Source organism: Pseudofrankia coriaricola (assembly GCF_032027725.1).
In the GTDB taxonomy this organism is placed as follows: domain Bacteria; phylum Actinomycetota; class Actinomycetes; order Frankiales; family Frankiaceae; genus Pseudofrankia.
In genome coordinates this window covers 1-12,866 of the sequence record NZ_JASNFO010000153.1, presented here as the reverse complement: position 1 = coordinate 12,866, position 12,866 = coordinate 1, and the positions used below count along the sequence as shown (strand labels likewise).

Here is a 12,866-nt window from a genome sequence, read left to right as displayed (position 1 = left end):
CCGTTCACCGGGCGGGTGCGCACCGAGCGGGCAGAGTGGACCGTCTGCCTGCCAGGGGTGCTGCCGTCCTATATCAGCGTCGAGCAGTACGAGCGGAACATGCAGCGGATGCAGGCCAACCAGTCCCAGGCGGCGAGTCCGGGCGCGGTGCGCGACGGCCCGGCCCTGCTGGCCGGGCTGGTGGTCTGCGCCCGTTGCGGGGCCAGTGTTGGGCGCCAACTTCAGTGCCGACGGGCGGGGGTCGTTGCGCCACTGACGCTGCAACGATCTTGATGGGGTGTGGCGGGCGGGTCGGGCTTCGTCGGCGGCGCCAAGGTGCCAAGGAAAACGCCGAAACTGTGATCGAGTTCGGTTGGTGATCGTGGGGTGGGTGTCCGGTTGGCCGAGGGCGTCACTGTGAGCGCCGTCGGTGACGGGAACGGCCCTTCCCCGTAAGTCCTTGGCGGGAAACCCGGGGAAGGGCCGTGAGGCGCCTGGAGGGCGCGGTGCTCACGGTAAACGCAGATCTGGGTGTGGTCGAGCGGCGGCTGCGGGCGGGTGAGTTGGCCTGCCCGGACTGCGGCGGGGTGCTCGCTTCCTGGGGGTGCTCGACGCGGCGTCCGCTGCGGGATCTCGGCTGGGCGGTGCTGTGGCTGCGGCCCCGGCGGGCGCGCTGCGGCCGCTGCGGGCATACCCATGTGCTGCTGCCGGTGGTGGCGCTGCTGCGGCGCGCGGACGTGGCGGCGCTGATCTGGGCGGCGCTGGCCGCGGTGGCCACCGGGACGGGCGCTCGGGCGATCGCGCGCCAGCTGGGCCGGCCGCATTCGACGGTCCGCGGCTGGCTGCGCCGGTTCGCGAGGCGGGCCTACGAGGTGCGCCGGATGTTCACCGGCCTGCTGGTCGCGGTCGGGATCGATCCGGTGCTGCCGGCGCCGGCGGGTTCGGCGGTCGGTGACGCGGTCGCGGCGATCGCCGGGGCGACGGTGGTGGCGGGCACGCGGTGGCCGTTGCTCGGCGCGCTGGCGCCGTGGGCGGCCGCGGTCGCGGCCACGAACGGGCAGCTGCTCTCGCCCTCTCCAACCTGGATGATCATAAGCGTTGCGTGATCGTGGATCAACACGAGTGCGCCCCTGGGCGGCTGGCCTGGGCGCCGCCAGCCTGGAGGAATCGTGATCACACAGGTTGCGGGATCTTCAGGAGGTGGTGGATGTCCGAGCGGGAGAGGGACCTTGCCCGGCGGCGGGCCCGCGCCCGGGATATCGCTCTTTTCAGGTATGCGCTTGTTCGCGAGGCGGCGGACCCGGCGCTCACGACGCGGCAGCGCGGCCGGCTGGTCCGGGCGATCGCGGCCCGGGAGCACGTCGGCCCGGATGGCCGGCCGGTGCGGGTGACCCGCTGGACGCTGGACCGATGGATCGCGGGCTGGCGGGCCGGGGGCTTCGATGCCCTTGTCCCGGCGCCGCGGCGGGTGGCCGCCCGCACGCCGTCGCAGGTGCTCGAGATGGCCGACGGGCTCAGGCGGGAGAACCCCGAGCGCACCGCGGCGCAGGTCCGCCGGATCCTGATCGCCGAGCTCGGCTGGGCGCCGGCGCTGCGGACCCTGCAGCGGCACTTCGCCGATGTCGGGCTCGGCCCCGGCGCGCTGCCCGCCGCCCCGGCCGGGGTGTTCTCGCCGTTCCAGGCCGAGCGGCGCAACGAGCTGTGGACCGGCGACAGTCTCAAGGGTCCCTTCCTCGGCGGCCGGCGGACCCACCTGTTCGCGTTCGTCGACGACTACTCCCGCGCCGTCGTCGGCTACCGCTGGTCCTTCCACGAGGACACCGTCCGGCTCGCCGACGCGCTGCGCCGCGCGCTCGCCACCCGCGGCATCCCCCAGCGGGCCTACGTGGACAACGGGGCCGTCTTCATCGACGCCGCGCTGCGCCGCGCCTGCGCCCGGCTCGACATCCGGCTGACCCACTCGGCGCCCTACCGCCCCGAAGGCCGAGGGAAAATAGAGCGCTTTTTCGGAACCGTCCGTTCCCAGTTCCTCGTCGAGATCGCAGACGAGGGCACCCCGACGGGCACCGGGACGACGGTGGGCAGCCTCGACGAGCTCAACCGGCTCTTCCAGGGCTGGGTCGAGCAGGTCTACCACCACGAGATCCATTCCGAGACGAGACAGGCCCCCCTCGCCCGCTGGGACGCCGACCCCACCCCGATCCGCCCGGCCAGCCCCGACCAGATCCACGAGGCATTCCTCTGGTCGGCCACCCGGGTCGTCTCCCGCACCGGCCTGGTCTCCCTGCACGGCAACCGCTACCAGGTCGACGCCCACCTGGCCGGCCGCCGCGTCGAGCTCGTCTTCGACCCATTCGACCTCACCGAGCTCACCGTCCGTCTCGGCGACACCGACGCCGGGACCGCCACCCCCTTCACCCTCGGCCGCCACAGCCACCCCAAGGCCCGCCCCGACACCCCGGCCGAGACACCGCGGCCGACCGGCATCAACTACCTGGCGCTCGTCGACGCCCAGCACACGAAGACCCTCACCGAAAAGATCAACTACCTGGCGTTTCTCGACGACCAGACCCCGAACCGGGACCCCGCGTGACCAGCCCGGCCCGCCACCGCCTCGACGCCGCGCTCGACCTCGCCCGCCTCGCCGTCACCCTCGCGCACACCGCCGCCCAGCTCGGCGACCCCTACCACAGCGACGACCAGCTCCTGCTCGGCGAGACCGTCATGCAGACCGCCATCGCCACCGAACGCCTCGCCACCGACCTGATCACCGAGATCCTCGGCGACGAGCACGGAGACCCCACATGATCGAACGACTGCGCGCGCACTACGGCTTCACCCGCATGCCCTTCGGCCGCAACCTCGCCCCCGGCATGCTGCACCGCCACGACGCCCACCGCCACGCCGTCGCCCGCATCGCCTGGTGCATCGCCGAGCGCGGCATCGGGATCGTCACCGGCGAGGTCGGCGCCGGCAAGACCGTCGCGGTCCGCACCGCGCTCGCCGACCTCGACCCGTCCCGCCACACCGTGATCTACCTGCCGAACCCGCAGGTCGGTGTCCGCGGGATTCATGAAGCTGTGGTCACCGCCTTCGGCGCCACCCCGACCTTCCACACCTCCCGGCTGATCGCCCAGTCCACCACCGCGCTCACCGGCGCCCACGACGAACGCGGCCGCACCCCCGTCCTCGTCCTCGACGAAGCCCACCTGCTCACCCACGACCAGCTCGAAACCATCCGCATGCTCACCAACCACGACCTCGACTCCGACTCCCCGCTCGCCTGCCTGCTCATCGGCCAGCCCACCCTCAAGCGCGCCATGCGCCTCGCCGTCCTCGCCGCCCTCGAACAACGCGTCACGATCCGCTACACCATGCCCCCCATGACCGCCGAGGACACCGCCAGCTACACCCGCCACCACCTCACGCTCGCCGGCCGCTCCGACACCCTGTTCACCGACGACGCCATCACCCTGATCCACACCGCCGCCCGCGGCTACCCCCGCGCCGTGAACAACCTCGCCCTCCAATCCCTCCTCGCCGCCTACGCCACCGGCCACGCCCTCGTCGACGAGAAATCCGTCCACACCGCCCTCGCCGAAACCGCCGAGGACTAACCCCCGACCCGCGCCACCACACCGACCACCGCGCCAACACCCCCACGAAAGCCCCGCCCCCGACCCAGGGACGGGGCTTTCGATCAACCAGCCGTCGGCACGTCCGAAGACGCCGTCATCGGCATCCAGCACGGCGCGCAACAGCCAGGATGACGGTGCGCTACCAGCGCGGGCCGGGTGGGCGGTTGCACCCGTCCTACGTGTGCGCCCGGGACAAGAACTACGGCACCGGGCAGTGTCAGCAACTGGCCGGGGACTGCGCGGACGCGCACGTGACCGGCCTGCTGCTGGCCGCGCTGAGGCCGGCCGCGTTGGAGGTCTCCCTCGCCGCGGCCGACCAGGTCGAACAGCGCCGGGCACAGGTGGACCGGATCTGGCGGCAGCGGCTGGAACGCGCCGACTACCAGGCAGACCGGGCCCGGCGCCAGTACCAGCTGGCCGAACCGGAAAACCGCCTCGTCGTGCGCCAGCTGGAAGCCGACTGGGAAGCCGCACTCGCCGAACGAGAACGCCTCAGCGAGGAATACGACCGGTTCACCGCCGCCCGCCCGCGCACCCTGACCGCCGCCGAACGCGACCAGATCCGTGCACTGGCCAGCGACATCCCCGGCATCTGGCACGCCGCCAGCACCACCGACGCCGACCGCAAACAGCTGCTCCGGCAGCTGATCGAACAGGTCCGCGTCGCGGTCGTCGACACCACCGAGAAGGTCCAGGTCGAGGTCGTCTGGGCGGGCGGGCACCACACCCGCAGCCAGATCGTCCGCCCGGTCGCGTGCCTGACCCAGCTCAGCTACTACCCCCAGCTCGCCGCCCGGGCCCGCGAACTGGTCGAGACGGGGCACACGACCAGGCAGATCGCCGAACGCCTCAACGCCGAGGGACTCCGCCCACCCAAACGCAGCGCGACCTTCACCCCCAACGCGGTCAACGACCTGCTACGAGCCCTCGGCATCCAGCGGACCCGCACCCCAGCCCGCCACGCCCGCCCAAAGCTGGACGACCACGAATGGTGGCTGCGGGACCTGGCCGAATACCTGGGCATGCCCGAGCCCACCCTCGACGCCTGGGTCCGCCGCGGCTGGGCCAGCGGATACCTCCACCCCCAGGCCCGGCTGACGGTCGTGCGCGCCGACCCCACCGAGGTCGAACGCCTCCGCGCCCTGCACCACGTGCCCCGAGGCCAGCACAACCGCCGCCCCTGGCTGACCAATCAGGCAGCCCGCATCGACAACATCAACAAGGAAGGAACCGACGGCGATGTCGAACAGCCACGGCTATGACAGCACCGTGGCTTGCTCCTCTCGACGACGTTGCGGTGCTTGTACCGCTCCCGGTCGAACGCGGGTGGCCGTCCGCCCGCGGACCCGCGCCGTTTGCGGTTGGCCTTCTGGTCGTCGCGTTCGGGGATCGTGTGGCCGATGTTGCGTCGACGCAGCTCCTCGCGGATCGCCTTCGAGCTGTATCCCTTGTCCGCGAGCACATGATCGGGCCGGGTCCGTGGCCGGCCCGGACACTCGCGCCGCGCCCGGATACTGTCCATGACCTGCACGAACCGGGTCGAGTCGTTGACCTGTCCGGCGGTGAGCACCACCGACAGAGGGCGGCCCTTCCCGTCCACCGCGGCGTGGATCTTGCTCGTCAGTCCGCCTCTCGACCGGCCGAGGGCCTCCGTTTCCTGGGCGGTCTCCCGGGTGTGTCCGTTGATCGGACCGTCCCCTTTTGATCCTTCGGGACAGCGTGCGGGGCACCGGCGGCGTGCTGGTGGGCACGCACGATCGACGAGTCGATCGACACCTCCCACACGACCGCGCCGACCGAGTCGTTCTTGACCACGACGTGTTCCAGGATCCGGTCCCAGGTGCCATCCAGCGACCAGCGACGGAACCGGTTGTAGACCGTCTGCCACGGCCCATACCGCTCCGGCAGGTCCGGCCAGGGCACACCCGTACGTTCCCGGAACAGGATCCCGTTGAGGATCTTGCGATGGTCCGACCAGCGCCCGCCCCGAGGCGGGTTCTTCGGCAACAGCGGCGCGATCCGCGCCCACGCGACGTCGGTGATCTCATGCCGACCAACCATGGATCACGAAGACTATCCAGCAACCTTGATCCACGAGAAACGGCCTAGCGCGTTGACCGCCGCCGGGTTCCCTGGTCCGCCTGTTCGGGGCAGGAACAGCTCCTACTCCGGTGGGCAGGGCGACGCGGCGTCGGTGGCCGGTTGACAAACTGCGACACGGCCTGCACGTTCCCTTCGGGGGACGATTGGCCATCGGCCTGAGCCGCCCGTCCAGCAGGCCGGCCACATCGGCAACGAACCCCGATAACTCACCCCGGAGTCGTTCCGACTCTCTGCCGCCTCCACCAGGATGGTTAGCATGGCATGGGGGTGATCAAAAACTAGCATGAGCCTGCGGCACCGCCCCGCGCATCAATCCTACCGGTCTTCCAGCTGGAGGATTAGGTCCAGGAAGTAGTCCGCGATCTTCGTCGCCGTGAGCTCGTCGTCGACCTCCACCATCTGCAATGCGGCAGCGTGCACGAGACTGGTGACAGCAACGGCACTCGAATTGGGCAGAGGCGGTTTGCGAATCGTCAGGCCCCGAGCACCATGCATGAACCTTGATTCTGCCTCCCGCCGCGCGCTCGCAAAACCGGGCGGCCCGTCGTTGCCCAGCACGATCCGGGAGATCCTTCGCATCCTCCAGCCATCCATGAGATGCGCCTTGGCGCCTGCCACGTAAAGGGCAGCCGACCGGGTCTCGCCGGCGGCGCGTGCCTGCTCGGTCGCCTCCCTCGATGCGGCGGCATGCCTCATCAGTATTTGGTCCGCCAGGGCCATGAACACCTCGGCCTTGCCGCCGAACCGATGGTAGATGCTCCCGACGCTCACTCCGGACAGCTTGACGATGTCGTTGATGCTGGTGCCTTCATAACCCTGCTCGCTGAATAGAACCCCGGCCGCGTCGAGGATCGCGCGTTCGGTATCGGCCGACTTAGGCCGCCGCCGGGCCCTCTTCGCCCGGAGGACGCTCACCTCCCGGGGAAGCTCGAGGCTCAGATCGGGCTCAGACATCTTGGCGAACTCCCACGGTAGGCCCCCTCGAACTCCGCACGGCCTCTGACTGTTCCAGAAGCGCGTTTTAGAGCGTATCAGGCGCGGCGTCGGGGCGCCGGGAATGTCAAAGGACGCCTGAAAAGCTTGCGAGGTTGGGTGTCGTGGCTGCCTCGAAGGTTGTGCTGCGGGTGATCGCATTGCTTGTCCGATCCGCCGTGATCGCCACGCTTACGTTCGATCTCCGGTGGACGGTGTGGTGCAGGTAGTGGCCGCGACCGGAGCTGCTGGCCGGGAAGACGCGGCGGGCGTTGGACTCGGCCGCGCTCGAGTACGCCGTCGTCGCCCAGGACGCGGTGACCCAGCTGCTCGGAGCGATCCGCCGGGTTGGCCGGACGGTGTCCGGCGCGGAGGCGCTGATCAGCAAGCGTTGTTACGGTCATGCCTTCAGCCCGCCGGGTGAGCCGCCGGTCGCCCAGAACATCGCCCCGGTCCGGGTGATCTCCACTGTTGATCCGGGGGCCAGTCATGTCCGCAAGTCCCGCGCGGCCAAGTCGTCGGCTGTAAGGCCCATTTGATCGCAGTACCGACGATGCGATCATCGCCGGCTGCGGGCTCACTGGGTGTGGGTCATGGACGGCGCCGGTATGTTCGGCGCCGTCCTGCTCGGCTCCCGACGATATCACCGCGCCCGTCGAGGTGCCTGCGGCACCGGCGACCTGCTCGCTACGGCCGTCGGTGCCGATCAGTCAACCCCCACAACCAAAGCGCCGAGGGTGGAGCGCAGACTCTTGCGCTAGAGCATGATTCTAGTATCGTGCACTAGTCGGCAGCAGCGACGATCGGAGGAGGCGGTCGTGTCGAGTCCTTGCAGCAGACCAAGAGACTCGCAGCCGCGGTCATCAGCGCGGCCAGGACTTCTAGTCGAGCGAGTGCAGCTCGGCGAGCGGGCTGACAATGACGGGTTGGTCAAGATCACCGGCACCGAGGTTGGCCATGCCGACTCGGCGCTGTGTGGCGCCGCCGGAGCCGCACTCACCCCGCCGTATTCGGGCACGAAGGAGCCGGCATCGTCGAGGCGATGGGCAGCGCCGTCACCGGCGCCGAGGTCAGCGACCACGTCGCCATCACCTACAACAGCGGGATGAGCGCGGACGGAGACAGGAGGGAATCGGCGATATGGGACAAGGTGATTCTTCGTGAAAATCAATGCTGATCTGGTCGGCGTGAAACTTGGGCCGTTGCCCGGAAGTTGGGACAGCCGTGACTGTGCCCTCTATGCCCTGGGCATCGGCGCCGGCCAGGAAGATCCGCTGCGGGAGTTGGAGTTTACGACTTACTCCCTCGGTGGGCGCCAGCAGGTTGTCTACCCCACGTTCGGAGTACTCGCAGGCGGCCGCGTAGGGGTTGGGAGCCTGCTCGAGGTCCTCGGGGATGCGGTCGACCCCGGGACGATGCTGCACGGTGAGCAGAAATATGAACAGCTGAGGCCGTTCCCGACCGAGGCGACCGTCGTGATCACCGCCGAGATCACGGCGGTGTGGGACAAGGGCAATGCCACCGTCATCGAGACCGTGTCCGAGATCGCCGACGTGGACGGCGGAGAACCGTATTGCCGGTCGACACAAGCTATGTTCTTTCGTGGCATCGGCGGCTGGGGCGGCGAGCGCGGTCCGTCGAGCAGACCGAAAAACATCGACGGGGCGCCGGATCGCGTGCTGCGGGTGGCGACTCGGCCCGACCAGGCGTTGTTCTACCGGCTCTCCGGCGACAACAACCCGCTTCACTTCGACCCGGAATTCGCCGCGCGGGCCGGTTTCGACCGGCCCATCCTGCACGGTCTTTGTACCTACGGAGTGGTCGGCCGCAAGCTCCTGGCCGAGTACGCCGGTTCGGACCCGCAGCGGTTCGTCTCGTTGAGCGGGAGGTTCAGCCGACCGGCGTTCCCCGGTGACACGTTGCGCATCGATGCCTGGCAGGGCGGAGAGGAGGTGAGCTTCGTCGTAAGGCGGGACAACGGTGAGGTGCTCCTGAGCAATGGTGAGTTCGTTCTCCACGAATAGGCATTTCGAAGCACGAAGCTCGATGAGCGGACGCCGGGGACAATTGGCCCGGGCCACCGCGCCACCAACCAATCCAACAAATCACGGCCCTCTAGTCGACCGGACGATCTTGCAGTGGGCTTGGCCGCCCTCAGCCTTTTGCTGCAACGAGAACCCGTCGTCGTCAGGCTGTTGACAGTAGAGCAGCGTTCTAGTACGGTTCTATCAATGTTGACCGAAGTGCCGATCTGTGAGGAGAAGGAATGTCGACTTACGTCCGGTCCCAGCGATGACCGCCCTGGCCGGGATCAGGGTGCTCGACCTGACATCAAGCAGAGCGGGTTCGTTTGCGGTCAGCCTGCTCGCCGATTTCGGGGCTGACACCGTCAAGACGATTCCGAGGGACCCGCGGTTAAGTCGTCGCTCTCTGTCTTCGGATTGGCTGGTCCTTAACCGGGGGAAGCGGCTAGCGCTCGTCGATCCGGTATCGGCGAGCGACCGCGCGAGCGTGTTGGGTCTGGCGAAAGGCAGCGATGTCATCGCTGCTGATGATCGCCAAGCGCTGACCAGGGCTGGCCTCGATGAGGCGACCGAAACCGAGGAACGGATTGTCGTTCTGACTCCGCCGTATGCCAATAGTGGTGCGCCCTGGTTCGGTGGGGGAGAGTCTCCGGAGTTGCTTCACGCGATCAGTGGCCTGGCCAGTTATCAGGCCTCGTTCTCCGGTGCGCCGGTCGACGCCGTCTATCCGTATCTCACCTACGTGCAAGGGGCCTGGGCTGCCACGTGCACCGTTTCCGCCCTCATTGCGCGTCAGCGCTGGGGTTCGGGGCAAACTGTGGTCGTCGACGGTCTGCACGCGGCTAACGTTTTCGGTGGTGGTGCCTATGCCCGTCCGGTCGGTGAGCCGGACCCGAACCGCGCGGTCGGTCCAGGCGGGCTGAACCCGATGTATACGCGCTATCAGGGATCGGACGGCCGCTGGTTCTACATCGGAGGCCTCGGCCCGAAATTCGGTGCGCTGGTGATCAAGCTGACCGGGGCCGATCATCTCCTCGAAGATTCCCGTGTCGGGGGCGAGCTTGAACGTCTGTGGCATATGGACAACAGCCAGTGGGTGATCGACTATTTCGAAAGGCTCTATGCGACGAGGCCGGCGGACCACTGGATCGACCTGTTCGAGTCCGCCGGAGTGCCGGTGACTCCCTTGTTCGAGCGGGCCGAGTGGTTCGGCGGTGAACAGGTCGTTGTCAGTGGTCAGCGGGTCGAGGTGATCGACCCCGTGTTGGGGCCGGTGGTGATGCCGGGAGCGCCGGTGACCTCGGAACTCACGCCGGCGCGGGTGGCTCCGGCGTCGGCGGCCATACCGGTCGGTGAGCTTCGGTGGCTGGGCCCGTCGACGGTCTCGCGTGGGTCTGGCAAGGTCTCTCCTCCGATGTCGGGGGGTCCGCTGGCCGGTATTCGGATGGCTTCGTTCGGTTCGTATGTCGCGGGCCCGTACGCTGCGTGCCTGCTCGCCGAACTGGGCATCGACGTGATCAAGGTCGAGCCGCTGCAAGGCGATCCATGGCGGCTGCAGGGATTCAGTGGCAACCGCGGGACGAGAAGCCTGTCGGTCGACTTGCGGCGGCCTGAGGGAGTCGACGCGGTTCGCGCAGTGTTGGGTGGTTGCGACGTGGTTCTCAACAACTTCCGGCTGGGGGTGATGGACCGGCTCGGGATCGGTCACGACCAGCTGGCCGCCTTGAACCCCGAGGTGCTGACGGTGGCGGTCACCGCCTACGGGGAGAAGGGGCCGCTTGCCGGTAAGCCCGGTTACGACACGGTGCTGCAGGCGGCCTCCGGGATGATGCTGGCGCAGGGCGGAGATGACGTTCCCGTCACCTACTCGCTGCCACCCAACGATTACACGGCGGCGGTACTCGGCGCTTTCGCCACCGTCGTCGCGCTGCTGCACCGCGACCGCACCGGGCAGGCCCAGCACGTGTCGACCTCGCTGGCCGCTGCCGCGACGGTCCTGCAGGGCCCTGACCTGGCCGACTATCCGGAACGATCACCCGGACGCTTCGGTGGCCGCGACTTTCCCGGCCCCACCGCGACCGACCGCATCTACCGCGTCACCGACGGATTCGTGCGGATCCAGACCGACGAGGTCGACAGTGCGGCCTGGCGGGATGCGGGGCTCGACGTGACAGCCGCCGAATTGGCGGCTGACGCGGCGACGGAGATTTCCCGTGTTCTGTTGCCATTGACCGTCGCGGAGGCGTTGCGCAGGTTGACCGCGGCCCACGTGGCAGCGGTACCGGCGCGACGGTTCTCGGAGGTCATCCACGATCCGCTGCTGCACGAGCAAGGTGTGCTGGGCTGGGAGACAGTTCGAAGCGGTGCCCGCTTCGCGGCCGTCAGCAGGCTGGCGTCCTTCAGCGGTACCCCGCAGACAAACCAGCTGAAGGCGCCGGGGCTCGGCGAGCACAGTCATGAGCTGCTCGCTGCCGCCGGTTACGAGAAGGCGCACATCGACGAGCTGGTCGCCGAGGGAACAGTGCGGACAGGCGGGCCGCTCGACGTCGTGTTCCTGCCCCCATATCGCTAGCTCGAATATCGCCAACTGAGAACGAGTGAGGTCTGATGTCGAAACCACTACCCCGGCCGACCCCGGAGACACAGCGTTTCTGGGATGGCGCCGCGGCCGGTGAGCTGTGGATCCAGCGTTGTGTCACCACGGGCAAGTACTTCTTCTACCCACGCGACTACTCGCCGTTCGTCACCGGCGGCGCGGTGGAATGGGTGAAGGCATCAGGGAACGCGACGCTCTATTCGTACAACATCGTCCACCGTCCGGCGCCGGGATTCGAGGACCGTGCTCCTTATGCGCTCGCGGTGGTCGAACTGGAGGAGGGGCCCAGGATGATGACCAACATCGTCGGCATCGAGAACACACCGGAGAACCTGATCCTCGACATGGCGCTGCGGGTCACCTTCGAACAGCGCGACGGCATGGCGCTGCCCGTCTTCGAGCCGGCGGTGGCCGCATGAAGCCGGGTGAAGTCGCGATCGTCGGCGCAGCCGAGAGCGATCGCCTCGGGGTCATCCCGGACATGTCGGACCTCCAGCTCAACATCGACGCCTCGATCCGAGCCCTCAAAGACGCCGGGTTGACCGCCGGGGACATCGACGGGGTCGCCAGCACCGGGGCGTACCCCGGCGAGATCGCGCACACCCTCGGTATCCGACCCCGGTGGGTCGACACCACCAGCGTCGGTGGCTGTTCGTATTTCCTGCATCTACGCCATGCCGCCGCGGCGATCGTGTCGGGTATGGCCACCACGGTACTGATCTCGCACGGCCAGTCCGGCAGGTCCGGGGTCGGGAGCTCGCCGTTCAGTTTCTCCGCGAGCGGGCCACTGGGCCAGTTCGAGGCGCCCTACGGCGTTGCCGGCTTCGCCACGATGTTCACGGTTCCCGTGCTCCGCTTCATGAAGGAAAAGGGCATCAGCCACGAGCAACTGGCTTCCGTGGCGGTCGCCCAGCGTAAGTGGGCCGCGTTGAATCCCCGGGCGTTCAAACGCGAACCGATCACAGTCGACGACGTGCTCGAGTCGAAGATGATCGCCTATCCGTTCCACATCCTCGAGTGCTGCCTGGTCACCGACGGCGGCGGCGCGATTGTCGTGACCTCCACGGAGCGCGCGGCGGACTTGGGCGCTCGGCCGGTGTACATCCTCGGTTCCGGGGAGAGCTCAGAGCATACGATCGTTTCGCAGATGAGCGACTTCACCAGTTCCCGCGCGTTCCGCGACGCCGGCGCGATGGCGTTCGCCGAAGCGGGTCTGACCCCGTCTGACATCGACCACCTCATGGTGTACGACGCGTTCGCGCACGTGCCGCTCTACGGTCTGGAGGATCTGGGATTCGTCGGGCCTGGCGAGTCCGGGGCATTCGTGGCCGAGGGGCACACGTCGCCAGGCGGGCGCCTGCCGATGAACACCAACGGCGGCGGCCTATCCTACACCCACACCGGTATGTACGGCATGTTCGCGTTGCAGGAGTCGATCCGCCAGGTGCGCGGCGAGGCTGCCGCGCAGGTGCCCGGGGTGGAGGTCGGGTTCGTCCACGGGGTCGGGGGCATGTTCTCGAACGCCGGGTCGTTCATCTTCGCCAACAGGCGGCC

Annotated in this window: 12 protein-coding genes and 2 pseudogenes; 12 read left to right on the top strand and 2 right to left on the bottom strand. The window is 68.4% G+C overall.

Annotated features, from left to right (window positions below):
* From QOZ89_RS45780 to QOZ89_RS45755, 6 genes and pseudogenes are all read left to right on the top strand, one after another.
* A pseudogene (locus QOZ89_RS45780) lies at window positions 1-273 on the top strand (recombinase family protein); the annotation flags it as partial.
* 191 nt (window positions 274-464) lie between these two features.
* Window positions 465-1,085 (top strand): helix-turn-helix domain-containing protein, encoded by a 621-nt coding sequence (locus tag QOZ89_RS45775; protein WP_312630276.1) that lies wholly within the window; start codon window positions 465-467, stop codon window positions 1,083-1,085.
* 101 nt (window positions 1,086-1,186) lie between these two features.
* Window positions 1,187-2,572 (top strand): DDE-type integrase/transposase/recombinase, encoded by a 1,386-nt coding sequence (locus QOZ89_RS45770; RefSeq protein ID WP_312630275.1) that lies wholly within the window; start codon window positions 1,187-1,189, stop codon window positions 2,570-2,572.
* On the top strand, window positions 2,569-2,787 hold the full coding sequence (locus QOZ89_RS45765) for a hypothetical protein (RefSeq protein ID WP_312630274.1): 219 nt from the start codon (window positions 2,569-2,571) through the stop codon (window positions 2,785-2,787). Before QOZ89_RS45770 ends, QOZ89_RS45765 begins: the two co-directional genes overlap by 4 nt.
* Window positions 2,784-3,596 (top strand): ExeA family protein, encoded by an 813-nt coding sequence (locus tag QOZ89_RS45760; protein WP_312630273.1) that lies wholly within the window; start codon window positions 2,784-2,786, stop codon window positions 3,594-3,596. The genes QOZ89_RS45765 and QOZ89_RS45760 overlap by 4 nt, the downstream gene beginning before the upstream one ends.
* 149 nt (window positions 3,597-3,745) lie before the next feature.
* Window positions 3,746-4,879: a hypothetical protein gene (locus QOZ89_RS45755; RefSeq protein WP_312630272.1), complete on the top strand. Its 1,134-nt coding sequence runs from the start codon at window positions 3,746-3,748 to the stop codon at window positions 4,877-4,879.
* Here QOZ89_RS45755 and QOZ89_RS45750 read toward each other — a convergent pair.
* Both QOZ89_RS45750 and QOZ89_RS45745 read right to left on the bottom strand, forming a co-directional pair.
* Window positions 4,858-5,678 (bottom strand): annotated as a pseudogene (locus tag QOZ89_RS45750) (IS5 family transposase); the annotation flags it as partial. The gene QOZ89_RS45755 and the pseudogene QOZ89_RS45750 overlap by 22 nt on opposite strands.
* 357 nt (window positions 5,679-6,035) lie before the next feature.
* Complete coding sequence (locus QOZ89_RS45745; RefSeq protein ID WP_071049515.1) at window positions 6,036-6,674, bottom strand: TetR/AcrR family transcriptional regulator; 639 nt, start codon at window positions 6,672-6,674, stop codon at window positions 6,036-6,038.
* Between the two features lie 290 nt (window positions 6,675-6,964).
* Here QOZ89_RS45745 and QOZ89_RS45740 point away from each other — a divergent pair, with 290 nt between their 5' ends.
* From QOZ89_RS45740 to QOZ89_RS45715, 6 genes are all read left to right on the top strand, one after another.
* Entirely contained in the window at window positions 6,965-7,231 is a 267-nt protein-coding gene (locus QOZ89_RS45740; RefSeq protein ID WP_397428967.1) for a hypothetical protein, read from the top strand.
* Window positions 7,232-7,665: 434 nt separating this feature from the next.
* Window positions 7,666-7,869 carry an alcohol dehydrogenase catalytic domain-containing protein gene (locus tag QOZ89_RS45735; RefSeq protein WP_083418801.1) on the top strand — a complete coding sequence of 68 codons (204 nt, stop codon included), beginning with the start codon at window positions 7,666-7,668 and terminating at the stop codon, window positions 7,867-7,869.
* Window positions 7,853-8,716 (top strand): MaoC/PaaZ C-terminal domain-containing protein, encoded by an 864-nt coding sequence (locus QOZ89_RS45730; protein WP_071049517.1) that lies wholly within the window; start codon window positions 7,853-7,855, stop codon window positions 8,714-8,716. The genes QOZ89_RS45735 and QOZ89_RS45730 overlap by 17 nt, the downstream gene beginning before the upstream one ends.
* Before the next feature lie 268 nt (window positions 8,717-8,984).
* Entirely contained in the window at window positions 8,985-11,288 is a 2,304-nt protein-coding gene (locus tag QOZ89_RS45725; protein WP_083418802.1) for a CoA transferase, read from the top strand.
* 35 nt (window positions 11,289-11,323) lie between these two features.
* Window positions 11,324-11,731: a Zn-ribbon domain-containing OB-fold protein gene (locus QOZ89_RS45720; RefSeq protein ID WP_312630271.1), complete on the top strand. Its 408-nt coding sequence runs from the start codon at window positions 11,324-11,326 to the stop codon at window positions 11,729-11,731.
* On the top strand, window positions 11,728-12,866 hold a 1,139-nt coding region (locus QOZ89_RS45715; RefSeq protein ID WP_071049524.1), incomplete at its 3' end, for a thiolase C-terminal domain-containing protein. The genes QOZ89_RS45720 and QOZ89_RS45715, both read left to right, overlap by 4 nt.